Here is a 24,163-nt window from a genome sequence, read left to right as displayed (position 1 = left end):
AATACGTTCATCCAAAACATCGTTAAATTTGATAGTTTTATTAATTTAGGGCAATATTATTGCTCTGAGAAAATTGTCGAATTTAAGGAAAAGATGAAGGGCATCGTATTCAACCTCCTCGAGGAAGTCGTCAGCAACAGCTACGGTGACGCTGCCTGGGACCATCTTCTCGACGCCGCGGGACTCGACGGCGCCTATACCTCGCTGGGCAGCTACAGCGATGACGAAATCTTCGCCCTGGTGAAGGTTGCTTCCGATACCTTGGCGCTCCCCCAGGAGGACGTGCTGCGCTGGTTCGGCCGCCAGGCCATGCCGCTGCTCGCCGCCCGCTATCCGGCATTCTTCGCCAACCATGCGGACCCGCGCAGTTTCCTGCTTACCCTGAACAGCATCATCCATCCCGAAGTGCGCAAGCTGTATCCCGGCGCCCAGACGCCGGTGTTCGACTTCGACACCAGCCTGTCCGATCTGCTCGCGATCGGCTACAACTCGCCGCGCCGCCTGTGCGCGCTGGCCGAAGGCTTCATGCAAGGCGCTGCCGAGTACTACGGCCAGCGGGCCGACATCGTGCAGACCGAATGCATGCATCATGGTGCCGAGCGCTGCTTGTTTCATGTGCGAACGATGCCGCAATGAATCCTCTTGCCGACCCACAGCCCGGCGCGGAACTTGCCCGGCTCGAACGGCGACTGAAACGTGAGGTAGCGGCGCGCAAGGAAGCGGAGGCCATCGCCGAGCGCGGTTTGCGCGACCTGTTCCAGCGCCAGCAGGAAATCAGCCTGTTGGAAAGCATCGCGGTCGCCGCCAACGAAGCTGCGGGCGTCCACGAAGCGATGCAGCGCGCCCTCGAGGCAGTCTGCCGCTATGCCAACTGGCCTCTGGGCCACCTCTGGCTGATCGCATCGCATGAAGGCAATCGCCGCTTCGACTCGACCAGCGTATGGCACGACACGATGCCGCGCGATGCTGCCGGCCCGGTCCGCGACCTGCGGGAGCTGACCGAGGCAAAAGAGTTCGCGCTCGGCACAGGACTGCCGGGAAAGGTCGTCCAGGACGCCGCGCCCGTCTGGATCGACGTCGGCGAGACCAGCCAGGCGGACATCCCGCGGCTGCCGGAAATCGCACGTGCCGGCTTTGCCTCGCTGTTCGCATTCCCCGTCATGATCGGCACGGAAGTGGTGGCCGTGCTCGAGTTCTTCAGTGTCGAGCGGCAGGCGCCGGCCGACTCGCTGTTGCGCCTGATGGCGCAGATCGGCACCCAGCTCGGGCGCGTGATCGAACGCCGCCGCGCCCAGGACCAGCTGGTACACGATGCCTTGCACGACCCGCTTACCCAACTGGGCAACAGGAAGCTGTTCCTGGACCGCCTCGCACACCTCCTGCTGCGTGCGCAACGTGCTCCGGACAACCACTTCGCCGTCCTGTTCGTCGACCTGGACCGTTTCAAATCGATCAATGACGGTCTCGGCCATGAATCCGGCGATCACCTGATCATCGGCACAGCGGCCCGTTTGTCGGCCTGCCTGCGCCAGACCGACCTCGTGGTCCGCGACGCCGCGATAGCGGACGGGCACCTGGTCGCGCGCCTGGGCGGCGATGAATTCGTGATCCTTCTGGACCGCATCGGCAGCGCCGAGCACGCGATCGTGGTCGCCGAACGCATCATGGCCGTGCTGGCCGAGCCCTTCGACGTCTCGGGGCTGCGCGTGTTCGTCACCGCCAGCGTGGGCATCGCGCTCAGTGCCAGCGGTTACACCGACGTCGAGGACATCCTGCGCGACGCCGACATCGCCATGTACCATGCCAAGCGGAACGGACGCGCCCGCTGGGTCATGTTCGACCAGACCATGCAGCTTGCCGCGGTACGCCGCCTGCAGCTCGAAGCGGACTTGCGCGGCGCCCTGCCGCAAGGCCAGCTGTTCCTGCAATACCAGCCGATCGTGAAACCCGTTTCCGGCGAGATCAGCGGCTTCGAGGCCTTGCTGCGCTGGAAGCACCCGGTGCATGGCCTGGTGCCGCCCAGCGAATTCATCGCGGTCGCCGAGGAAACCGGCCTGATCGAGGCGATCGGCACCTGGGTGCTCGAACGCGCCTGCCGGCAGCTGGCCGCGTGGCAGCGGAGCCATGACGCACGGCTGGACATGAGCGTCAACGTGTCCGCGATCCAGCTAGCCGGCGGCGAACTGGTGGAAGCGGTGCGGCGGATTCTGGCCGAGACCGGCATCCTGCCGTCCAGCCTCAAGCTCGAGCTGACCGAGAGCACCGTCATGGCGGATGCGGAACACGCACTCGCCGTACTCGTTCAGTTGAAGGAACTGGGGGTGCGCGTCAGCCTGGACGACTTCGGCACCGGTTATTCCTCGCTCAGCTATCTGCGCCGCCTGCCAATCGACACGCTCAAGATCGACCGCTCCTTCGTCAGCCTGCTCGACCGCCATGACGACAAGCGCCAGATCGTCGAGATGGTGCTGATGCTGGCACGCGCACTGCAACTGCAGGTGGTTGCGGAGGGCGTCGAGACCGACGCCGAGCTGCAATTGCTGCGTGATATGGGCAGCGATTTCGTACAAGGCTACTTCTACTACCGGCCGCTCGACTCCGAGGCGGCCGCCACCGCGCTGGCGGCGCAGGCCGGGCGCGCTCAGTCCTGACGCAGCCGGCGCTGGCGCACCGCCTGCGCCAGCCCTTCCAGCACGCCCACGCTGGTCTCCCAGTCGATGCAGCCGTCGGTGACCGACTGGCCGTAGACCAGCTCCTTGCCCGGCACCAGGTCCTGGCGTCCACCCACCAGGTGGGACTCGACCATCACGCCGACGATGCGGTCGTCGCCGCCCGCGATCTGGCCGGCGATGTCGGCGCACACCGGCACCTGGTTCTGCGGATTCTTGCTCGAATTCGCGTGCGAGGCGTCGATCATCAGGCGGCCGGCGAGGCCGTTCGCGGCCAGTTGCTTGCAGGCGTCCTCGACGCTGGCGGCGTCGTAGTTCGGGGTCTTGCCGCCGCGCAGGATGATGTGGCAATCCTCGTTGCCGGCGGTCGACACGATCGCCGAATGGCCGCCCTTGGTCACCGACAGGAAATGGTGGGGCTGGGAGGCCGCCTTGATGGCGTCGGCCGCGATCTTGATGTTGCCGTCGGTACCGTTCTTGAAGCCGACCGGGCAGGACAGGCCGGAAGCCAGCTCGCGGTGCACCTGCGATTCGGTGGTGCGGGCGCCGATCGCGCCCCAGCTGATCAGGTCGGCGATGTACTGCGGGCTGATCACGTCAAGAAACTCGGTGCCGGCCGGCAGGCCCAGCTCGTTGATGTCGCGCAGCAGCTCGCGCGCCATGCGCAGACCGTCGTTGATGCGGAAGCTGTTGTCCATGTAGGGGTCGTTGATCAGGCCCTTCCAGCCCACCGTGGTGCGCGGCTTCTCGAAATACACGCGCATCACGATCTCGAGTTCGCCGATGAAGCGGCGGCGCTGCTCCGCCAGGCGGTGCGCGTATTCCACCGCCGCCTTCGTGTCATGGATCGAGCACGGGCCGATCACCACCATCAGGCGATCGTCCTGGCCGTGCAGGATGCGGTGCAGCGCCACGCGCGCCGAAGCCGCGGTGTTCTCGGCGTTCGCCGTCACCGGAAACTCACGGATCAGGTGAGACGGCGGCGTCAGTTCCTTCATTTCGCGGATGCGTAGGTCGTCGGTGCGGGGCATTGCTGTTCTCCGTTGTCTGTTGATGCGCTGAGCTGGTCTGAAAACGAAAAAACCGCCATCGCTGGCGGTTTTTCTGGAATCTTGCGTCGGACTTCGTTCTGCTGATGCGTGAACCTGCCGCTACTCCACCGCCGTCGGGCTGGAATGGCTAAACCAAAAATAAAAGGTAAAGAAGGCAGTGTGGCGCATGTGTGGTCCAGGGTGTTCGGTTGACTATAACAACAATATATGAGCATTGGCAAGCTCTTTATCCGTCGCGTGCGACCGTCATGACAGTCGATCGGTTGCGTGAAGCAGACATCCAACCTGGGCAAGCCAAACACGGTTGAGAGATGTCAGTCGTCCATGCAGCTCCGATGCAAAAGTCGGGATATGCCCCGGCCGACTTGCGCCCTCCGCGAGCCGGGCAGGGAATCCATCAATGCCAACTGGAGTCTGGAAATGACTGAAACCTCGATATCCCGATCGATCCGCCGCCTGTTCGCCAGTGGCGGCGCTGCCGGTCTGGCGCTGCTGGCGCTGCCGGCCGCGCTGCCCTTGTCGGCCCAGGCGCAGGAAGCCGCGCCCAAGCCGATCCAGCGCGTCGAAATCACAGGCTCGAACATCCGCCGCTCCGAGGCGGAGACCGCGTCCTCCGTCATCACCGTCAACCGTGCCGACATCGAGCGCTCCGGCAAGGCCACCGTGGCCGAGCTGCTGCAGACCCTGGCGGTCGACAACCAGGGCTCGGTGCCGGTCAGCTTCGGCAACGGCTTCGCCGCCGGCGCTTCCGGCATCTCCCTGCGCGGCCTGGGCGCGGCCTCGACCCTGGTGCTGCTGAACGGCCGCCGCATCGCGCCCTACGGCCTGGCGGACGACGGCCAGAAGCAGTTCGCCGACCTCAACATCATTCCGAGCGACGCCGTCGAGCGCATCGAGGTGCTGAAGGACGGCGCCTCGGCCATCTACGGCTCCGACGCCATCGCCGGCGTGGTCAACGTCATCCTGCGCAAGGACTACCAGGGCAACACGGTGCGCGTCTCGCGCGCCTTCACCCAGGACTGGGACGGCAAGCAGACCAACATCGCCTTCACCAAGGGCGTCGGCAGCCTCGACACCGACCGCTACAACTTCCTGTTCAGCATCGAATACAAGAAGTTCGACGAAATCTGGTACCGCGACCGCGCCGACCGCGACTGGATCGGCCGGGTCGACCTGCGGCCCTGGGGCTATTCGTCCGAACAGGCCCTGGGCGGCACCGGCGCCATCGTTCCCGGCAGCGGCACCGCCGGCAGCGCCATCAACGGCAACGTGCACCCGGTGGGCTCGACCGGCGACTACGTCAACCGCGGCACCCTGATCCCGGCCGCGGCCTGCTCGAACTTCACCAGCCACCCGCAGGGCGACCCCGGCGGCGGCTGTCTGATCGATGCGCCCCAGCTCTACAACCAGCTGATCCCGAAACAGGAAAACCTGAGCTTCTTCGCGCGCGGCACCTTCCAGGTCACGCCGGACATCCAGGCGTACAGCGAGCTCAACTACTACACCAGCCAGACCAGCACCTCGACCACGCCGTCCACGGTCAGCGGTTCGGTCGGTTTCCCGGGCGGTCCGGTCAACAACGGCATCGTCCGCCTCGGCCCCACCCATCCGGACAATCCCTTCCCCGGCACACCCGCCACCCTGCGCTACCTGGCCGCCGACGTCGGTCCGCGCACCGCCCGTCTCGACGGCAACTTCATCCGCTGGATCGGCGGCGCCAAGGGCAGCAACTACGGCTGGGACTGGGACACGGCGATCCTGTTCTCTCACAACCACGTCAACAACACCCAGAACGGCTTCCTGCAGCGCGACGTCGCCTTCGCCCTGCTCGACCCGAGCGCGGCGAACGTCGCCGCCGCCCGCGCCGGCAGCCCGGCCTATGCGGCCCTGCCGCCGGGCACCGTCTGGCGCATCGGCGAGAACGCCGGCCTGAACTCGCCGGCGCTGTATGCGGCGCTGTCGCCGACGATCGGCAACCGCGCCAACACCAAGATGGTGCAGGGCGACGTCAAGGCCACGCGCGAATTCGACGGCATTCCCTACCTGGCAGGAAAGCTGGGCCTGGCACTGGGCGCCGAATGGCGCCACGAGGCGACCGAGCTGCAGCCGACCAGCGGCACGGAGCGCGGCAACATCATCGGCCTCGGCTATTCCGCCTACGAAGGCGCGCGCAACGTGTTCGCCCTCTACGGCGAGGCGCTGGTGCCCCTGCCCTACAAGGTCGAAGCTTCGCTGGCCCTGCGCTGGGACCACTTCACCGACGTCGGCAACTCCTATACACCGAAGGCCGGCCTGAAGTGGACGCCGGTGCGCGAGTTCGCCCTGCGCGGCACCTTCGCGCGCGGCTTCCGTGCGCCGAGCTTCGCCGAGAACGGACGCGGCGGCCTGGCCGCGTACTCGACCGCCGCCGACCCGGTGCGCTGCGCCCTGGGCATCGCCAGCGCCTGCAACCCGGCCTCGGTCGCCCTGATCACCTCGCCCAACCCCAAGCTGTCGCCCGAGCGCTCGCGCAACTACTCACTGGGCGTGATCTGGGATCCGCTGCCGCGCACCAGCATCTCGGTCGACTACTGGAAGATCAAGCGCAAGAACGAGATCAACCAGGAACAGGTCGCCTCCGCCATCGCCGCCGGCAGCGTGGCGCGCGACCCCACCAACGTCAGCGCCATTCCCGGCGACCCCGGCCCGATCACCGCGGTGCTGACGCGCTACGTGAACTCGAACCAGACCAAGGTGCGCGGCCTCGACGTCGATGCGCGCTACGCCCAGCGCCTGCCGGACGACTACGGGCTGGCGACCGTCGACGTCAAGTACACCCGCCTGTTCGAATGGCTGCGCACCGAGCAGGACGGCAGCAGGACCGAGTACGCCGGCACCCACGGCAACTGCGACGTGACCAACTGCACCGGCACACCGGACAACAAGATGAACCTGCGTTTCGGCTGGGAGCGCAACGACTGGCGGGTCTCCCTCAACGCCAACTTCCGCGGCCGGATCCAGAACACCCTGTTCCGCGGCGACGCCTGCGCAGTGACCTTCGACAGCGGCGCCAACGCCCCGAACGGCAGCTGCGAACTGCCCTCGTTCACGAGCTGGGACCTGGTGGCACGCTGGAAGCCGCTGAAGGATTGGGAGGTCTTCGGTTCGATCCAGAACCTGTTCGACAAGGTCGCGCCGCTCGACCCGCTGACCTACGGCGCCCAGTCGTACAACCCGCTCGACTTCGAAGGCGCGCGGGGGCGCTTGTTCACGCTGGGGGCGCGGTATACTTTCCAGTGAGCGGCTGATACACCGCGCAAAAACAAAAATGCCCGCAGCGATGCGGGCATTTTTCGTGTGGCGGGGGCTGTCGATCAAGCCGTACCACCCACCGTCACGCCATCGATGCGCAGGGTCGGCTGGCCCACGCCCACCGGGACGCTCTGGCCTTCCTTGCCGCACACGCCCACGCCGGAGTCCAGGCGCATGTCGTTGCCGATCATCGAGATGCGGTTCATCACGTCCGGGCCGTTGCCGATCAGGGTCGCGCCCTTCACCGGATAGGTCACCTTGCCGTYCTCGATCATATAGGCTTCGCTGGCCGAGAACACGAACTTGCCGTTGGTGATGTCGACCTGGCCGCCACCGAAGTTGACCGCGTAGATGCCGTTCTTGACCGAGGCCAGGATCTCCTGGGGATCCTTGTCGCCGGCCAGCATATAGGTGTTGGTCATGCGCGGCATCGGCAGGTGGGCGAAGGATTCGCGGCGCGCGTTGCCGGTGACCGGCATCTTCATCAGGCGCGCGTTCATGGTGTCCTGGATATAGCCCTTCAGGATGCCGTCCTCGATCAGCGTGGTGCACTGGGTCGGGTTGCCTTCGTCGTCCATATTGAGCGAGCCGCGGCGGTCCTTCAGGGTGCCGTCGTCGACCACGGTCACGCCCTTGGCGGCGACGCGCTGGCCGATCATGCCCGAATACGAGGACGAGCCCTTGCGGTTGAAGTCGCCTTCCAGGCCGTGGCCCACCGCTTCGTGCAGCAGCACGCCGGGCCAGCCCGGGCCGAGCACGACGGTCATCGGACCGGCCGGGGCCGGACGCGCCTCGAGGTTGACCAGGGCCGCCTGCACGGCTTCGTCGGCATATTTGTCCAGCAGCTCGTCGCTGAAATAGCTGTAGTCGTAGCGGCCGCCGCCGCCGGACGAGCCCATCTCGCGGCGGCCGTCCTGCTCGGCGATGACGGTGACGGACACGCGCACCAGCGGACGGATGTCGGCCGCCAGCACGCCGTCGCTACGCACCACCAGCACCACGTCGTATTCGCCGGCCAGGCCGGCCATCACCTGCACCACGCGCGGATCCTTGGCGCGCGCGATCTTCTCGATGCGCTCGAGCAGTTTCACCTTGGCGGTGGCGTCGAGGGAATTCAGCGGATCGTGCGGCAGGTAGAGCGAGCGGCCGCCGCTCGGCTGGATGCTGGAGGCGACCTTCACGCGGCCGGCGCCGGCACGGGCGATGGTGCGGGTGGCCGCGGCGGCGTCGAGCAGCGCGGCCTGCGAGATCTCGTCGGAATAGGAAAAGGCGGTCTTGTCGCCGGACACGGCGCGCACGCCCACGCCCTGGTCGATCGAGAAGCTGCCGCTCTTGACGATGCCCTCTTCCAGGCTCCAGCCTTCGCTCTTGGTGAACTGGAAGTACAGGTCGGCATAGTCGACCTTGTGCGTGAACATCGTTCCGAGCGTGGTGATGAGCTTGCCTTCGTCGAGCCCGAACGGCGTCAACAGCACGTCGCGCGCGACGGCGAGGGAGGAAAGATTCGGTTCGAATGGCTTCATGTTCAGGTCTTTCTGGTAAGGATAGGGGCATTTTGCCATATCGCGCCGGCGTTCGCGTTTGGCTGCGTTCGCGTGGGCACGGTGTGCCCACGCACGACCATGATTACAGTTTGCGGTGTTTCAGCGCGGGCAGGCTCTGACGGACTTCGGCCAGGACGTTCGTATCGATCTCGCCGACAACCACGCCTTCACCCTCCGGCAGCTGGCCGATCACCTCGCCCCAGGGCCCGATCAGCATGCTGTGGCCGAAGGTGCGGCGGCCGTTGCGATGGGTGCCGCCCTGGGCCGAGGCCAGCACATAGCACTGGTTTTCGATGGCGCGGGCGCGCAGCAGCACTTCCCAGTGGGCCATGCCGGTGGTATGGGTGAAGGCGGCCGGCACCACGATCAGGGCGACCTCGCCCATCGCCCGGTACAGTTCCGGGAAGCGCAGGTCGTAGCAGACCGACAGGCCGACCTTGCCGAACGGCGCTTCGAAGCTGCCGACGGCTTCGCCGGGCACGATGGTGCGCGCTTCGTCGTAGCTCTCCTGGCCGCGGGTGAAGCCGAACAGGTGGATCTTGTCGTAACGGCTGGCCGGCTTGCCTTCCGGATCGTAGACCAGGGTGGTGTTGAGGACGCGGCCCGCTTCCGGCGACACCAGCGGCAAGGTGCCGCCGATCAGCCAGAAACCGTGCTCGCGCGCCTGCGCCGCCATGAATTCCTGGATCGGGCCCTGGCCCGCCTGTTCGGCGTGGCCGACCTTGTCCGAATCCGACATGCCCATGATCGGCCAGTACTCCGGCAGGGTCACCAGCTTCGCGCCCTTGCCGGCGGCTTCCGCCAGCAGGCGGCGCGCGGTTTCCAGGTTTTCGTCGACGTCCGGTGAGGACACCATCTGCACTGCTGCGACTGTCGTCTTGCTCATCATTGGCCTTTCTTCTTCGCGGTTTGCGCAGGCGGCGCCGGATTGCCCGCGACGGTGGCCGCCGCATTCGCCGCCTGGGTGTCGAGCTTGATCACATTGGGCGACTTCCACGGACCGGTCACCTGCATGTGGTAGGTCAGCGCCTTCATCACCGGCGCCCTCAGGAAGAGCTGGGCCAGGTAGCTGCCCAGGCCGATGACGGGGTTGACCGCCAGCGCGTACACCAGCGGTCCGGTGCCGAGGTTGAATTCCGGGATCACCACCACGTGCAGGTTGGTCGATTCGTTGGCGATGTCGGCGCTGCCGTCCATCAGCACCGTGGCCGCCACCCCGTGCATTTTAAGATTATCGGTGTGCACCACCCCGCGCGAGATCATGGCGTTGGCGGTGATGCCGTCGAAGGCCAGGCCTTCCGAGAACACGTCGTGGAAGTCGAGCTTGAGCATGCGCGGCAGCATCTGCAGGCTCAGCACGCCGAGCAGCTTGGCCGCGCCCGGGTCCTTCTTGAGGAACTGGCCGTCCTCGACGTTCATCTGCAGCTGGCCCGAGAGGCTCGGGATGTCGAGCGAATACGGCAGCCCGGCCCAGGAGATGTCGCCCGACAGCGAGCCCTTGCCGCGGCGCAGGGTGCCGGGGAAGCCGAGGCGGTCGAGCAGGCGGCCGGCATCGCTGATGTCGAGATTGAAGTTGAGCGCGGTATTGCTCTTGCCGTCGCGCGTCAGCCAGCGTCCGTTGGCCTTCAGCTGGCCGTCCGGATTGGTGATGGCCAGCCGCTCGATGCGCCATTCGCGCCCGGCCAGGGCCTGGGCATTGCTGGCCACCAGCTCCAGGCGGCCGAACTGCTTGTCGAACAACTCGAAGCGCTCGGCCACGATGTCCAGGCCCGGGATGTTGGCGCCCGGGTCCTTGCCCGCTTCCAGCAGATCCTTGACTTCCCTGGCCGAGGATTCCGGGATGTCCAGCGAGGCCAGGCGCGCCGTCACCTTGCCCGACAGTTGGCCGTTCCGGGCTTCATCCCAGGTGACCCAGCCGGTGATCTGGCGCGAATCGACGCTCGCCTGCCACACGCCCGGCTGGTGCGACACGCCCAGCACCACGTCGTGCAGCGAGCGCTCGCCGATCACCAGTTCGCCGGCGCGCGCGCCGATCAGGTCCGGCACCACGTACTGGGCCATGCCGCCGCCGGCATCAAGCGAAGCCGCGCCCTGGCCGGATGCCTCGGCAGATCCGGCGATGCTCGATGCCGCCGCCAGCCAGCGGTCGACGTTCACCGATTTCATGTCGACGTTGATCATCATGCCGCTGTCCGGCTCCGGCGCCGGCACGTTCACGCCGATGCCGCCGCGTTTGACGATCCAGGGACCGTGGGGCTGGCGCTCGCGCACGTAGCGCGCCGCCATCGTGCTGCCGAGGGCGACGCGGATCTCGTCGTGGGCCACGCCGTTTTCCCCAGTCGGCTGGCCGGTGAGGGTGAAGTGCAGCGGCAGCGCGTCGGCGGCCGGCTTGTTCAGCGGGGCCGGCAATTCGACGCCGAGGCCGGCCAGGTTCGAGTCGAGCACGATCTGGGCCTGGCGGTCCCTGACCGTCACCGAGCCGCCGAAGCGGGCGCCGCCGGACAGCTTGCCGGCCAGGCGCTGCAGGGCCGGCAGCGAGCTCGTCGCGCGCATGCCATCGGCGGTGGCGGTGCCGGCCATGCGGATCACGATGGCGCCGTCGCGCTGGGTGCCGCCGGACAGCTGCAGCGGCCCGCCCAGGAAGCTGGCGCCGATGCCGTTCAGGTTCACGCCGTGTTCGGTGAATTCGACCTTGCCGAGCGCGGCCTGGACCGGCGGCAGTTCCGGGAACAGGGTGATGTCGTTGTTCTGCAGCTGCAGCGCGCCTTGCACCTTGGTCTCGTGCAGGTCCGCCAGCGGCAGGTGCAGTTTCAGGCCCAGGCGCGCGCCGCCGGTGCCCTTGGTGTTTTCCGTGAAGTGGCCGATCCATTCCAGCACCGGGCTGCTCGCCACGTAGCGCAGGAATTCCTGCAGCTGGCCGGCGGCGGTGCCGTCGATGTCGAGCATCGACGCGTGGGCGCCCAGTTCGGGGATCACGGCGCGCACATTGCTCAGGTTCAGGCCGAGGGTGCGGGCGGTCTCGGCACGGATTTCCATGCGCGCGCGGTCGAACACGATGGAGCCGTTGATGTTCTCGGCCAGAGGCCACAGCGGGGTCTTGCCGTCGGCCGCGCGGTGGGTCGGCGCGTACTCGAGCTTGCCGTTGTCGATGCGGCCGCTGACGCGGAATTCGCCGCGCGCGCGCTCGGCCGCGGTGTCGCCGTGGAAGGGGAAGTGGGCGAGTTCGCCGCGCAGGCGCACCCTGGCGTCGCGCAGGGTGCCGCCCTGCAGCGCGCCGGTCAGCCAATCGCGCAGGCCTTCGTGGGTCACCAGCGGCAGCCAGCGGCCGATGGTGGCGATGTCGAAGCCGTCCACGGTGCCGGAAAAGTCGGCGCTGCCCGGGCCCTTGACGCCGTCGCGGTGTTCGTTCAGCGGCAGCAGGTGGCGGCCCGACAGCGAGCCCTTCAGGCTGCCCCGGGTGAAATTGAAGCCGTCGACTTCGACCAGCAATTGATCGTCCTGCGGGTAGGACCAGCGCGCGCGCAGGCCCAGATCGTCGAACGGCAGGTCGGCTTCCGCGAACCAGGCCGGCAGCGCCAGCGCCATCTTTTCGGAGGCGATGTTCAGGCTGCCGCCGCGGTCGCTGGCGTCGATGCTGCCGCTCAGGTTACGTACGCCCGGCACCGCCGCGCGCGCCGGGCGGGCCGGGTTGGCGCCCTCGGCCGGCTGGGCCGGACGCGCCGCCAGCGGCTCGATGCCGAAACCGTCGACCTGGCCGCGCAGGCGCCAGGCGGCCGGCCGCGGCAGGCTGCCATCCCATTCGGCGTCGACGTCGGTCAGGCGGCCGCGCGGCGCCAGCGCGGTCAGCAGTTCGCGCAGCTGCGGCGCCAGCGGCATCTGGGCCGCCAAGGTGGCCAGGGCGCCAAGGTCGACCTGGTCGGCACGCACCTCGAAGCGCTCCGGCTTGCCGTGCGCCGCCGGACGCCAGGTCTCGCTCAGCGTGGCCGGGGGCAGCACCACGCCGTCGCGGGTGACGACCGCGAAATTCTCGACCCCGATGCTGTGGCCGAGCGCGCCGAAGGTCGGCTTGCCTTCCTGGACGCCGGGCTTGATCTCTTCGCGCGCCGACAGCCGTCCGGAGACCCGCGCCAGCTGCAGCGGCGGCGCATCGGCCGCCAGGCGGGCACTGACCCCGGCCAGCGCGAGGTCGGCGGTAAAGCCGGCCAGGCGGGCCTGGTCGAAATTGATCCAGGCGCGCACCGAGCCGCGGCCGGCATCGACGTTGAAGGGATAGCTGATGTACTGCTTCCAGCTGGCCAGGTCGGTATTGCGCAGGTCGGCGTACAGCTCGCCCTTCCAGCGGCTGGCGTCGGAGGCCTTGGCGCCGAAGGCCGGATGAGTGAAGCGGACGCGCACGTCGAGCGGATCGGAGACCCCGGCCGGCGGCGTGGCACGCAGGGCCAAACGGTGCGCCTTCCAGCGGTTTTCCAGCACCATGGTGAGGTTCGACAACTGCAGCACGGGTGCGCCGCGCAGCTCGTCGGTCCAGGACAGGCGGCCCTCGCGCACCACGATCTCGTGCTGGCGCAGCAGCCAGTCGGCGCCGCCGCCGCCCTCCTCCTTCTTCTGCTTCGGGTCGATGCGCACGCCGGCCACCCAGAACACGCCGTCCGCAGTGCGGCGCACGTCGAGCTCGGGACGGTTGATTTCCAGGCTCTCGAAGCGCGGCTCGGCGGCCACCACCGACCACCAGGACAGGGTCGCCGATACCGAGGGCAGCGCCAGCAGCTGGCGCCCTTCGCGGTCGCGCAGGTGGACGTCGCCGAGGAAGAGGCTGGGATGCAGTCCGCGCCAGGAGGCGTAGACGCGGGCGATCGTGACCTGGTTGCCGAGCACGCGGCTGGCGGCGCGCTCGATGTCGGGCTTGTACAGGTCGATGTTCGGCAGCACCGCCCAGCGCAGCGCCAGGAACAGCAGCATGAAGGTGAAATAGGCGAGCAGGACCGCCTTCACCGTGAAGCCGAGCACATGGTGCGAAGCCAGGTTGGCATAGCGGTAGGCGGCCTGCAGGCGGTGCCAGCGCTCGGACAGCGGCAGGTGGGCGTGGGCCGCAGGCGAATCGGACGCGGGGCCGGATGCGGATTCGGAAGGCGCAGGCGCATCCGCGACACGGGCGTCTGCCGCGTGCCGGTCCTCGTCCTCTCGTCCGCCCTGCTGTTCCGGGTTGTGCATCAGGATGCTCAAATAAAGGCTTCGCCGTAAATTATTTCATCAATAAGAGAAGCGCTTGCAACAATCGCGGCGTCTACCTTACCATCACGCTGACCCAGGGCAGCATGGCGGGCAATTTTACCGCATAGCACGCCTCCCGGAACGTAGAAACTCGCCTGGATCCGCCCTATGAATTCCCCCGCAAGCGCATCACGCTTCTTTCAACGCTGGCTCGGCGCCGATGCCACACGGGCCGAACGGCTTGCGGCCCTGGCCGAATTATCGCTGTCCTCCCTCGATTTCGGCGCAGCACTGGAGCGTGAAGCCAGCGCCGGCCCGAATGGCGCGAGGCTGCCGCTGGGCCGGGCGATGCGCCGCCTGCGCAATCTTTTGATCTGCGCCATTATCGAGCGCGACCTCGACGGCAGGGCCGACCTCGACGAAGTCGTCACCGCCATGAGCCGCTTCGCCGACTTCGCCGTGCAATCCCACCTGGCCGAGCTGATGGATGAGATGACCGCCATCCACGGCATCCCGGTCGGGGCCGAATCCGGGCGTCCCCAGCAGATGATGGTGCTGGCGATGGGCAAGCACGGCGGCGGCGAGCTCAATGTCTCGTCCGACATCGACCTGATCTTCGTCTACCCGGAAGACGGCGACACCCAGGCCGGGCCGGGCCAGCGCTCGCTGTCGAACCACGAGTTCTTCATCCGCCTCGGCAAGAAGCTGATCGCCGCGCTGTCGGAAATCACGGAAGACGGTTTCACCTTCCGGGTCGACATGGCGCTGCGCCCGAACGGCAAGTCGGGGCCGCTGGCGGCCAGCCTGAACATGGTCGAGGACTACCTGATCGTCCAGGGCCGCGAGTGGGAGCGCTACGCCTGGGTCAAGGCGCGCGCCGTCAGCGGCGACCCGCTGGATATCGAGCTGCTTACCGCCATCGTCCGCCCCTTCGTGTTCCGGCGCTATCTCGACTTCGGCGTGATCGATGCGATCCGCACCATGCACGCCCAGATCCGCGCCGAGGTCAACCGCCAGGAGCGCCTGCACCCTGAACGCAGCGACAACGTCAAGCTGGGCCGCGGCGGCATCCGCGAGATCGAATTCCTGGCCCAGGTGTTCCAGCTGATCCGCGGCGGGCGCGACCCGGCGCTGCGCGAACGTTCGACCCGCAAGACCCTGCGCCTGCTGGCCGAGCGCGAGCTGCTGCCGCCGGAGACGGTCGAGCGCCTGCTGGAGGCCTATACCTTCCTGCGCAACCTCGAACACCGCCTGCAATACCTGGAAGATGCCCAGACCCATACCCTGCCGGTCTCGCCCGACGACCGGCTGACGGTGGCGCGCATGATGGGCCTGCCGGACGAAGCCACTCTGCTGGCGCGCCTGAACGAGCAGCGCGCCTATGTGGCGGCCCAGTTCGACGCCATCTTCGCCGACAAGGCCGCGGGCGCCGAGCCGGCCGACCCGGCGGCCTCCTTCGGCCCCGCCATGAGCGACCCGGAAAACGGCGAGGCGATCGCCCAGCAGCTGGCCGCCCTCGGCTTCGACCGGCCGGAAGAAGCGGCCGCCCGCCTGGTCGCGACCTGGCACGCGCCGCGCCTGCAGACCCTGCCGGAAGCCAGCCGCAACAAGCTGGCGGCGCTGGTCAACACGGCCCTGCCGCAGATCGCCGCCGTGGTGCGCGAAGCCGGCCTGGGCAGCCATGCCGCCACCCTCGGCCGCCTGCTCGACTTCTTCGAGGCGATCGCGCGCCGCGCGGCCTACCTGTCGTTGCTGATCGAGTATCCGCACACGCTGGACCGCGTGATCCGCATGATCAACGCCAGCGGCTGGGCCGCGACCTTCCTGACCCAGCACCCGATCCTGCTCGACGAGCTGCTGGACGACCGCGGCACGACCACCGACTGGACCGGGGAACTCACCGCCCTCGCCGCCAGCCTGGCCGGCCAGCTCGACGCCGCCGCGGGCGACACCGAGCGCCAGCTCGACATCCTGCGCGAAGCCCACCATGCCCAGCTGTTCCGCCTGCTGGCGCTGGACCTGGCCGGCGAGCTCTCGGTCGAGCGCCTGGCCGACCACTTGTCGGCGCTGGCCGACCTGATCGTGCTTGAAGTCGTCAAGCGCGCCTGGCTCACCCTGCCCCGCCGCCACCGCGAGGTGCCGCGCTTCGCCGTGATCGCCTACGGCAAGCTGGGCGGCAAGGAGCTCGGCTATGTGTCCGATCTCGACGTGATCTTCCTGTTCGACGACGACGACCAGGACGCGCCCGGCAACTATGCCAAGCTGGCCCAGCGCTTCATCACCTGGATGACGACGCACACCCCGGCCGGCATCCTGTTCGATATCGACACCGCCCTGCGCCCGGACGGCGCCAGCGGCATGCTGGTCTCGACCGTTTCCGCCTTCGAGCGCTACCAGCGCAGCTCGGCCTGGATCTGGGAGCACCAGGCCCTCACCCGGGCCAGGTTCTGCGCCGGCGACGCCGACATCGGCGCCCGTTTCGAAGCCATCCGCGAGGAAGTGCTGCGCCAGGACCGCGGCACGCGCGAGGCCGAGCTGCGCGACGAGGTGGTCAGGATGCGCAAGCGCATGCACGACGCCCACCCCAGCCACAGCGACCATTTCGACCTGAAGCAGGACGATGGCGGCATGATCGACATCGAATTCATCGTCCAGTACCTGGTCCTGCGCCATTCCCACGCCCATCCCCAGCTCACGGCCAACAAGGGCAATATCGCCCTGCTGCGCATGTGCGGCGAACTCGGCCTCATCGATCCCTCCCTGGCACAGGGCGCCGCCGACGCCTACCGCGTCATGCGCCGGCTCCAGCACCAGGTGCGCCTGCAGGGCCAGGAGCAGGCCCGTGTCGACCCCGCCCTCGTGGCAGCCCACGCCGATGTGGTTTTACGCCTGTGGCGCGCCTGTTTCGGCTGAGATCCCGCGAAATTCCGACTCGTTTATGCACGCAGCATAAACAATAGACGTCAATCTTGATATTTCCCCAAGACAAACAGTCAAGGTTGAACGTTGCGCAAAAGTGACAAAGCGCTAAGAAATAGCGCTCTCACGCTGCATTTCTATTGTGCCAGCTTTGCAAAGCATAAACCCGATGACACACTGCACAGGCTGGTTTCCAGCTGTTCGGAAACAATTCTCACGCGCAATTCTTTGTGAGAATTCGGCTGCTTGCGTAACGTGAAATGTTTCAAAAGAACATTAGTATTTACGCAAATTTGCAACAAAATTATTTATCCTCCGGAAACGATTGACATCTGGATCCGGCAAATGATTTTATTGTTGTTTTGGAATGTATGTACTCTGCACATCGTTTCAAATAAGCCGCGACAACGACGGCATTCTTCACGGTTTGCTCGATCAGTCCACCGTGCCCTAACCCTAGGAGTTTTGCAATGATGATGGAAAAAGTCTTATCCCGGTCGATCCGCCTGATCTGTCTGGGTGGCGTTGCCCTCAGTGTAAACGCCACGTATGCACAGGAAATGCAGACGCAGCAGGGACAGAACCAGAGCGGTGCCGCCCAGCAGCAGGCTGCCGCGACGCCCCAGGCGCAGGCGCAAGCCCCGGCGGCGATCCAGCGTGTGGAAGTGACCGGTTCGCGCATCGCTTCGCCGAACGCCGATTCGCCGTCGCCGCTGCAGGTGCTGTCGGCGGCCGACATCGCCGCCTCCGGCGCCACCAACCTGCAGCAGGTGCTGCTGGAAAACCCGACCATGGGCTCGCCGGCGATCAGCCGCACCAACTCGGCTTTCCAGACCGCCAGCGTGGGCGTGTCCACCGTCGACCTGCGTAACCTTGGCATCTCGCGTACCCTGGTGCTGGTCAACGGCCGCCGCTTCGTTTCCGGCATCCCGGGCGAATCCGMAGTCGACCTGAACTCCATCCCGACCGACTTCATCGAGCGCGTCGAACTCCTGACCGGCGGCGCCTCCGCAGCCTACGGCTCCGACGCCGTGGCCGGCGTGGTCAACATCATCACCAAGCGCAACTTCAACGGCCTGCTGCTGGACGCCCAGGCCGGCCAGAGCTCCCACCATGACGACCTGAAGCGCAAGTTCTCGCTGACCTTCGGCACCAGCAACGACGACGGCTTCCTGATGGGCCACCTGGGCTTCACGCGCCAGGGCCAGGTCTGGTCGCGCGACCGCGAAGCCTCGGCGATCGACCAGAACTCGAAAATGATCAGCACCCGCAATCCGGCCGACGCTTTCACGCCGATCCGCCCGTTCTACTCGAGCTATGCACCGCAGGGCCGCTTCTTCCATGATACCGGCAGCTATACTTACGATGCGCAGGGCAACGTCATTCCGTGGAACCAGAACGGCACCAACGGCGTCGGCGCGACCGGTTTCAACCGCTCCTTCTACCGCTCGATCGCCGTGCCGGTCGACCGCTACCTGTTCGCCACCAACGGCGAGCTGAAGATCACGGAGCGTACCCGCGCCTTCATGGAAGGCACCTATGCCTCCAGCCGCGTGTCCTCGACCATCGAGCCGTTTGCACTGGGCGCGGAAAATATCTTCCCGACCACCGGCCAGGTCCCGGCCGCCTCCATGGTCAACGGCAAGCTGGTGAAGAATCCGCTGGTGCCGCAGTACCTGTACGACCGCATCAGCGACACCGACGGCGACGGTATCCCGGACTACTACTTCACCCGCCGCCTGTCGGAAGTCGGCACCCGCAGCAGCACCGCGGACCGCGACACCTTCCGCTTCGTCACCGGCCTCAAGGGAGACTTCGATGCCTGGAAGACCTGGAACTACGAAGTGTACGGCGCCTACGGCCAGACCAAGGAAGCCCAGCAGTCGACCGGCCAGGTCAATGTCCTGAACTTCGCCAACGCACTGCAGGCGATTCCGGGCGAGAACGGCGGTCCGCCGGTCTGCGCCAGCGCCGATGCGCGCGCCCAGGGTTGCGTGCCGATCAATATCTTCGGCTTCAACAGCATCACGCCGGCCGCGCTGGCCTATGTCACCGCACCGGGCTCGCTGGTGACCCGCACCACCCAGAAGCTGGTGGGCGGCCAGATCAACAGCGAAATCTGGGACCTGCCGGCCGGCCCGCTAGGCATCGCCGCCGGTTTCGAATGGCGCAAGGAACATTCGGAAGCCGTTCCGGATGCCCTGACCCAGGCCGGCCTGAACGCCGGTAACGCGACCCCGCCGACCTCGGGCGACTTCAGCGTCAAGGAAGTCTTCGTCGAAACCCGCGTGCCGGTGCTGAAGGGCCTGCCTTTCGTCAAGGAACTGAACTTCCTGGGCGCCTTCCGCCACGGCGACTACTCGTCGGTGGGCAGCACCAACAGCTGGAACGCCGGCTTCGAATGGTCGCTGGTCGACGACGTCAAGTTCCGCGGCACCCGTTCGCTGTCGACCCGCGCGCCGAACATCAACGAGCTGTACCAGGCCCCGAGCCAGGACTTCCCGTCCGGCATCGTCGACCCCTGCCTCGGCGTGACCGCGACCTCGAACGCAACACCGTATGACGCACTGTGCCGCGCCGCACCGGGCGTCTCGGCGAACATCGCCGCCAACGGCAGTTTCACGCAGAACCAGGCCGACCTGCAGGGTATCAGCGGCTTCAACCGGGGTAACCCGAACCTGAAGGCGGAAAAAGGCCGGTCGACCACCGTCGGCGTGGTCTGGACCCCGCGTTCGATCGACGCGCTGAAGCGTTTCACCTTCACGGCTGACTACTTCAACATCAAGATCGCCGATGCGATCGTGAGCACCGATCGTGCGTTCATCCTGACGAGCTGCTACAGTGGTTCGAACCCATCGTTCTGCCAATTCATTACCCGCCGCCCGGCAGCCACCGGCAACAACAGCGCCGGCTCGCTGCAATATATCGACACCGCCGTGTCGAACAGCGGTACGCTCGGCACCGAGGGTATCGACCTGACGGCTTCCTGGAATGACCGCGTCGGCCCTGGCCGTCTGTCGACCAAGCTGGCGTACACCTATGTGAAGCAGGGCTACACCACGCCGCAACCGAATTCCGACCGCAATCAGTTCGCCGGCGAACTGGGCGCGCCGAAGAACAAGGCACTGTTCGACATCGGCTACAAGTGGAACCAGCTCAGCGTGAGCGCGACCATGACCTACCTCGGCCGCTCTTCGCTGGATGACCAGTTCCTGGCTGGCTTCAAGCTGCCGGCGAACTCGATCAAGGTCGGCTCGCGTACCTACACCGACCTGCAGGCATCGTGGGCCCTGATGAAGTCGACCGAGCTGTACTTCGGCATGAACAATGCGTTCAACCAGAAGGCGCCACCGATCATCAGTGGCCTGCCGGGCGACAGCACCGGTACCGAAACGGATGCCAGCACCTACGATCCGATCGGCCGCCGTTACTACGCAGGTATCCGCGTGAAGCTCTGATCGCTTCCCTGCGGGGATGATCCAGGAACGCCGGGTTCGCCCGGCGTTTTTTTATTCGCGGTTATCATAGAGGGATGCCGGCGCAGGGCCGGCCATCACACTCTATATACATGGTCATCAAACTCAAGAACGACAAGGACATCGCCAAGATGCGCGTTGCCGGCCGCCTGGCCGCCGAGGTGCTCGACATGATCTCCGAACACGTGGTGCCCGGCGTCTCCACCGAGGAGCTCGACCGGCGCTGCAACGAATACATCCGCAAGGTGCAGAAGGCGACCCCGGCCAACGTCGGCTACCACGGCTTCCCGAAAACCCTGTGCACCTCGGTGAACGGCGTGGTCTGCCACGGCATCCCGAGCGAGAAGGACGTGCTGAAGGACGGCGACATCATCAACATCGACGTCACCGTGATCAAGGACGGCTGGCACGGCGACACCAGCCGCATGTACTTCGCCGGCACGCCCTCCCCCGAGGCGAAGCGCCTGGTCGACGTCACCTTCGAGGCCATGATGGCCGGCATCCGCGTGGTGAAGCCGGGCGCGCGCCTGGGCGACGTCGGCCACGCGATCCAGACCCTGGCCGAAAAGGCCGGCTATTCGGTGGTGCGCGAATACTGCGGCCACGGCATCGGCCGCGTCTACCATGAAGACCCGCAGGTGCTGCATTACGGCCGCCCGAACACCGGCCTGCTGCTGAAGGAAGGCATGATCTTCACCGTCGAGCCGATGCTGAACGCCGGCGACGCCGACGTCGAGCAGCTGGACGACGGCTGGACCGTGGTGACGGCGGACAAATCGCTGTCGGCGCAGTGGGAGCACATGATCGCGGTGACGAAGAGCGGCTTCGAGATCCTGACGCCCTGGCCGAAACGCTGACGGCAGCAAACGAAAAAAAGCCCGCGGACAAAATATCCGCGGGCTTTTTGCTGCCCGTCCGGCAAGCCGGACGGGTGGCTCAAGCAGGAATCACTTGAAGATGTAGCGTGCGCTCAGGCTGAAGTAACGGCCGTACGGGTTGTGCAGGGTTTCGTTGTAGCCGGAAGCCGTGTAACCCGGATCGTACGGAGCCTTCTCGTCGAAGATGTTCTGGATGTTCAGGCTCATGGTCCAGTTCTTCAGGCCGGTGTACGTGTAACCCAGGCCGAAGGTCAGCCATTCCTTGACTTCGCAGCGCGGGTAGTAAGTCGTGTACAGCGGGATGGTGTTGCTGCCCTTGGTGCTGTACTGGCAGAACGGCTGCGCGTAGGTGGTGTCGCCTTCCCAGATACGCAGGCGGGAAACCTTGCCCACGTAGTTGGCCGACAGGTTGACCGCGTGGTCGCCGTAGCGCCAGGTGGTCGAGACGTTGCTCTTCCAGCGCGGGGTCGCGCTGCCGGTCGACAGTGCCCAGTCGCGGACGCTCGGGAACGAACCGGCCAGGTTGTGGATCGGATCGCCGGCGAAGGTCTGGATGTAGAGGGTGTCTACATAGGTCGAACGCAGGGTGGTCGACAGCGAGCCCCACTGGCCAAGGTTCTGGCGCAGGTGGGCTTCGATGTCGGCGCCGCGCAGTTCGGTCATGCCCTGGTTCTGCCACGGCAGGAACAGCATGATCAGCGGGCCGGTACCCGGGATCGGCTTGCCGTTGGCGTCGGTGATGAAGTTGACCGGGTTGGTGTCGCGCACCACGTTGGCCGGCACGCGGTCTTCGTTCTTCAGTGCGTCATACGAGCTGCCCAGCACAATCTCGTTCTCGCGCTTGATGCGGTAGAAGTCCACCGACACGTCGAACTTGGTGCTCGGCGACCAGACGAAGCCCAGGTTGTAGCTCTTCGAGGTTTCCGGCTTCAGGTCCGGGTTGAAGCCGCCGGAGCCGCCCACGCTCTTGGCGCAGTCGGCGGTGGTGCCGTTGGGCTTCGGGGTGACCTCGTCTTCGTTGCAACGCTTCGGATCCCAGGTGTTGTTCAGGAAGAACTGGGCGCCGCCCGGCACGACCTGGCTCAGCGACGGTGCGCGGAAGCCTTCCGCGTAGGTGCCGCGGATTGCGAAGGTGTCGGTGACGGTCCACTTGCCGCTGATCTTCGGCACATAGTTCGTCTTCAGGTTCGGGTATTTGTCGGCGCGGCCGGCAAAATCGAACTCGAGGTTCTTCAGGACCGGCAGGCGCGCCTCGACGAAGGCCGACTTGACGTTGCGCTCGCTGTTCAGGATGGTATTGGCCAGGCCGTAGATCTGGCCGCTTGCCACCAGCGGATCCGGGGTCAGGTTGATCTTTTCCTTGCGCAGTTCGAAGCCGGCCGCGAAGCCGATTGCGCCGCCAGCCAGCTGGCCGAACTCGGTGGTGGCCTTGCCGTCCCACTGCGTGATCTGCGACATGTTGTGGGTGACCACGTCATGACCGATGGTCGGGTCGGCCGCCACCGAAGCGATCGAAGCGCCGGCGTTCAGCTTGCTCAGGGTCGGCAGGTAGAGACGGCCGTAGTTGGTGCTTTCGTTCTCGGCACGGTTCCACAGCAGCGCGGATTCCCAGTCCCAGCCGAAGTGCGTGCCCTTGACGCCGGCCAGCAGGCGCTTGCCCTCGTTGATGGCCTGCGAACCGCCGCGCAGGTTGACGAAGCGGTAGCCGAGCGAAGCGCGCGCATCCGGGAACGGGTTGTTCGGGTGGCCGATCGGCAGGATGGTCTGGTAGGAAGCACCCGGACCGTTGGCGRTCCAGTTGGTCACGACGCCGGTGCCGATGGTGATCGGCTCGCCGGTGTAGTCGCGGCGGGCGCGCGAATAGGCGATGTCCGCGAAACCGGTGACGTCCTTGCCCAGCTTCAGCTCACCGTGGGAGATGATGTTGGCATCGCGGCCATAGCCCTRGGCTTCCAGGTAAGGCGTGTTGTCGAAGTTACAGAAGGTGCGTCCCACCAGGGTGCTGGTCGGCAGCAGGCCATTGCCGGCAACGCTGCCGGTGATCTGTTGGCTGGCCGGGCAGCCCAGGTCGAACAGCATGTTGGTCGGACCGGTGGCCTGGGTCACGCCGAAGTTCTTGGAACCCTGACGGGTTTCCTTGTACATGGTCGGGTACTGCGACACCGAGCTGGCATACGGCGACAGGAAGCGGCCGTTCAGCAGCTTGAGCTGGTCGTATTCGACATCCTTGGCATCGCGGCGGGTGGTGCGATCACGCTGGTTCACGTCGGCGGTGATCATGAAGTTGTAGCCGTCGGTGTCCAGGTTGCCCTTGCCGAAGATGCCGTTGAAGCCTTTGCGGCGGAACAGGTTGTCGTCGTTCGCGCTGTAGCGTCCGGCGACTTCCACGCCTTCGTAGTTCTGCTTCAGGATGAAGTTGATGACGCCGGCGATGGCGTCGGAGCCGTAGACGGCCGATGCGCCGTCCTGCAGCACTTCGACGCGCTCGATGGCCGAGATCGGAATCGAGTTCAGGTCGTACAGGACCGAGTTGCCGTCGTTCGGGTCGGCATACGGGGCCGGGGTGACACGGCGGCCATTCAGCAGCACCAGGGTCGAGGACGAGCCCAGGCCGCGTAGCGAGGCGGTGGCCACGCCCTTGGCGAAGCCGGAGCCGCTCTGGAAGTCCTGAGCGCCGTCGGTACCCATCGACGGCACGAACTTCATCAGTTCGGATACGGACGCGGCACCGGTGTTCTTGATGTCCTGTGCCGTCATGACGGCGATCGGCGAGGAGCCTTCCGTGTCGGTGCGCTTCAGGTTGGAACCCGTCACGACGACTTTCTGGATGTGGCTGCCAGTCGTGGTTTCGGTAACTGCACTGCCACTGCCACTTACGGTTTGGGCGAACGTGATCGACGTTCCCCCGAGCGTCATCGCCACGGCGATGACGCTACGTTTCAGCATGAGTTGCTTGTTCAAGTTAATCCCTCGGCATCTAGTTGTTATATGCATCACGTGTATGCACATCAAGAGTGTCGCTGAGGAAAATATTTTTTTGTACTGATTTGTATCAAATTATTACAAGAAAATGTTCTTCGTTGTATTTTCGAAACATCTTTTTGCTAATGCAGTATTTACAAC

The 24,163-nt window shown here is 66.0% G+C and carries 11 protein-coding genes; 6 read left to right on the top strand and 5 right to left on the bottom strand.

Translation table 11 applies throughout. The features are described from left to right. Positions 1 to 93 precede the first annotated feature (93 nt). Both AC1DIX_RS16055 and AC1DIX_RS16050 read left to right on the top strand, forming a co-directional pair. Positions 94 to 636 (top strand): heme NO-binding domain-containing protein, encoded by a 543-nt coding sequence (locus AC1DIX_RS16055; protein ID WP_477325661.1) that lies wholly within the window; start codon positions 94 to 96, stop codon positions 634 to 636. After that, a complete protein-coding gene (locus AC1DIX_RS16050; protein WP_477325659.1) occupies positions 633 to 2,651 on the top strand; it encodes a putative bifunctional diguanylate cyclase/phosphodiesterase in 2,019 nt (672 codons plus the stop codon). Before AC1DIX_RS16055 ends, AC1DIX_RS16050 begins: the two co-directional genes overlap by 4 nt. Here AC1DIX_RS16050 and aroG read toward each other — a convergent pair. Beyond that, the gene (aroG, locus tag AC1DIX_RS16045; protein WP_477325657.1) at positions 2,642 to 3,700 is read right to left on the bottom strand and encodes a 3-deoxy-7-phosphoheptulonate synthase AroG; all 1,059 of its coding nucleotides are present in this window, start codon (positions 3,698 to 3,700) and stop codon (positions 2,642 to 2,644) included. The genes AC1DIX_RS16050 and aroG overlap by 10 nt on opposite strands. A 441-nt stretch (positions 3,701 to 4,141) precedes the next feature. On the opposite strand from aroG, the gene AC1DIX_RS16040 reads away from it, so the two are divergent. Further along, positions 4,142 to 7,000 (top strand): TonB-dependent receptor, encoded by a 2,859-nt coding sequence (locus AC1DIX_RS16040; protein ID WP_477325655.1) that lies wholly within the window; start codon positions 4,142 to 4,144, stop codon positions 6,998 to 7,000. 74 nt (positions 7,001 to 7,074) lie between these two features. Here the strand turns inward: AC1DIX_RS16040 and tldD are convergent, their stop codons facing one another. The 3 genes from tldD to AC1DIX_RS16025 all read right to left on the bottom strand — a co-directional run bounded on the left by tldD (position 7,075) and on the right by AC1DIX_RS16025 (position 13,779). After that, the gene (gene tldD, locus AC1DIX_RS16035; protein ID WP_477325653.1) at positions 7,075 to 8,535 is read right to left on the bottom strand and encodes a metalloprotease TldD; all 1,461 of its coding nucleotides are present in this window, start codon (positions 8,533 to 8,535) and stop codon (positions 7,075 to 7,077) included. 103 nt (positions 8,536 to 8,638) lie between these two features. Further along, positions 8,639 to 9,442, bottom strand: a complete 804-nt coding sequence (locus AC1DIX_RS16030) for a carbon-nitrogen hydrolase family protein (protein WP_477325651.1) — start codon at positions 9,440 to 9,442, stop codon at positions 8,639 to 8,641. Continuing rightward, positions 9,442 to 13,779, bottom strand: coding sequence for a YhdP family protein (locus AC1DIX_RS16025; RefSeq protein WP_477325649.1), 4,338 nt, complete (start codon positions 13,777 to 13,779; stop codon positions 9,442 to 9,444). Before AC1DIX_RS16025 ends, AC1DIX_RS16030 begins: the two co-directional genes overlap by 1 nt. Positions 13,780 to 13,935: 156 nt before the next feature. Here AC1DIX_RS16025 and glnE point away from each other — a divergent pair, with 156 nt between their 5' ends. The 3 genes from glnE (at position 13,936) to map (ending at position 21,019) form a co-directional block, all read left to right on the top strand. Continuing rightward, positions 13,936 to 16,680 (top strand): bifunctional [glutamate--ammonia ligase]-adenylyl-L-tyrosine phosphorylase/[glutamate--ammonia-ligase] adenylyltransferase, encoded by a 2,745-nt coding sequence (gene glnE, locus AC1DIX_RS16020; protein ID WP_477325647.1) that lies wholly within the window; start codon positions 13,936 to 13,938, stop codon positions 16,678 to 16,680. A 566-nt stretch (positions 16,681 to 17,246) separates the two neighbouring features. Continuing rightward, a complete protein-coding gene (locus tag AC1DIX_RS16015; protein ID WP_477325645.1) occupies positions 17,247 to 20,144 on the top strand; it encodes a TonB-dependent receptor plug domain-containing protein in 2,898 nt (965 codons plus the stop codon). Between the two features lie 110 nt (positions 20,145 to 20,254). Continuing rightward, positions 20,255 to 21,019 (top strand): type I methionyl aminopeptidase, encoded by a 765-nt coding sequence (gene map / locus AC1DIX_RS16010; protein ID WP_477325643.1) that lies wholly within the window; start codon positions 20,255 to 20,257, stop codon positions 21,017 to 21,019. A 90-nt stretch (positions 21,020 to 21,109) separates the two neighbouring features. Here map and AC1DIX_RS16005 read toward each other — a convergent pair whose 3' ends face one another. After that, positions 21,110 to 23,986 (bottom strand): TonB-dependent receptor plug domain-containing protein, encoded by a 2,877-nt coding sequence (locus AC1DIX_RS16005; protein ID WP_477325641.1) that lies wholly within the window; start codon positions 23,984 to 23,986, stop codon positions 21,110 to 21,112. Between the last annotated feature and the right edge of the window lie 177 nt (positions 23,987 to 24,163).

The organism is Massilia sp. 05N420 (genome assembly GCF_056397205.1).
The sequence above is the reverse complement of the archived record's forward strand: the minus strand, read 5'-3'. Positions and strand labels throughout refer to the sequence as shown.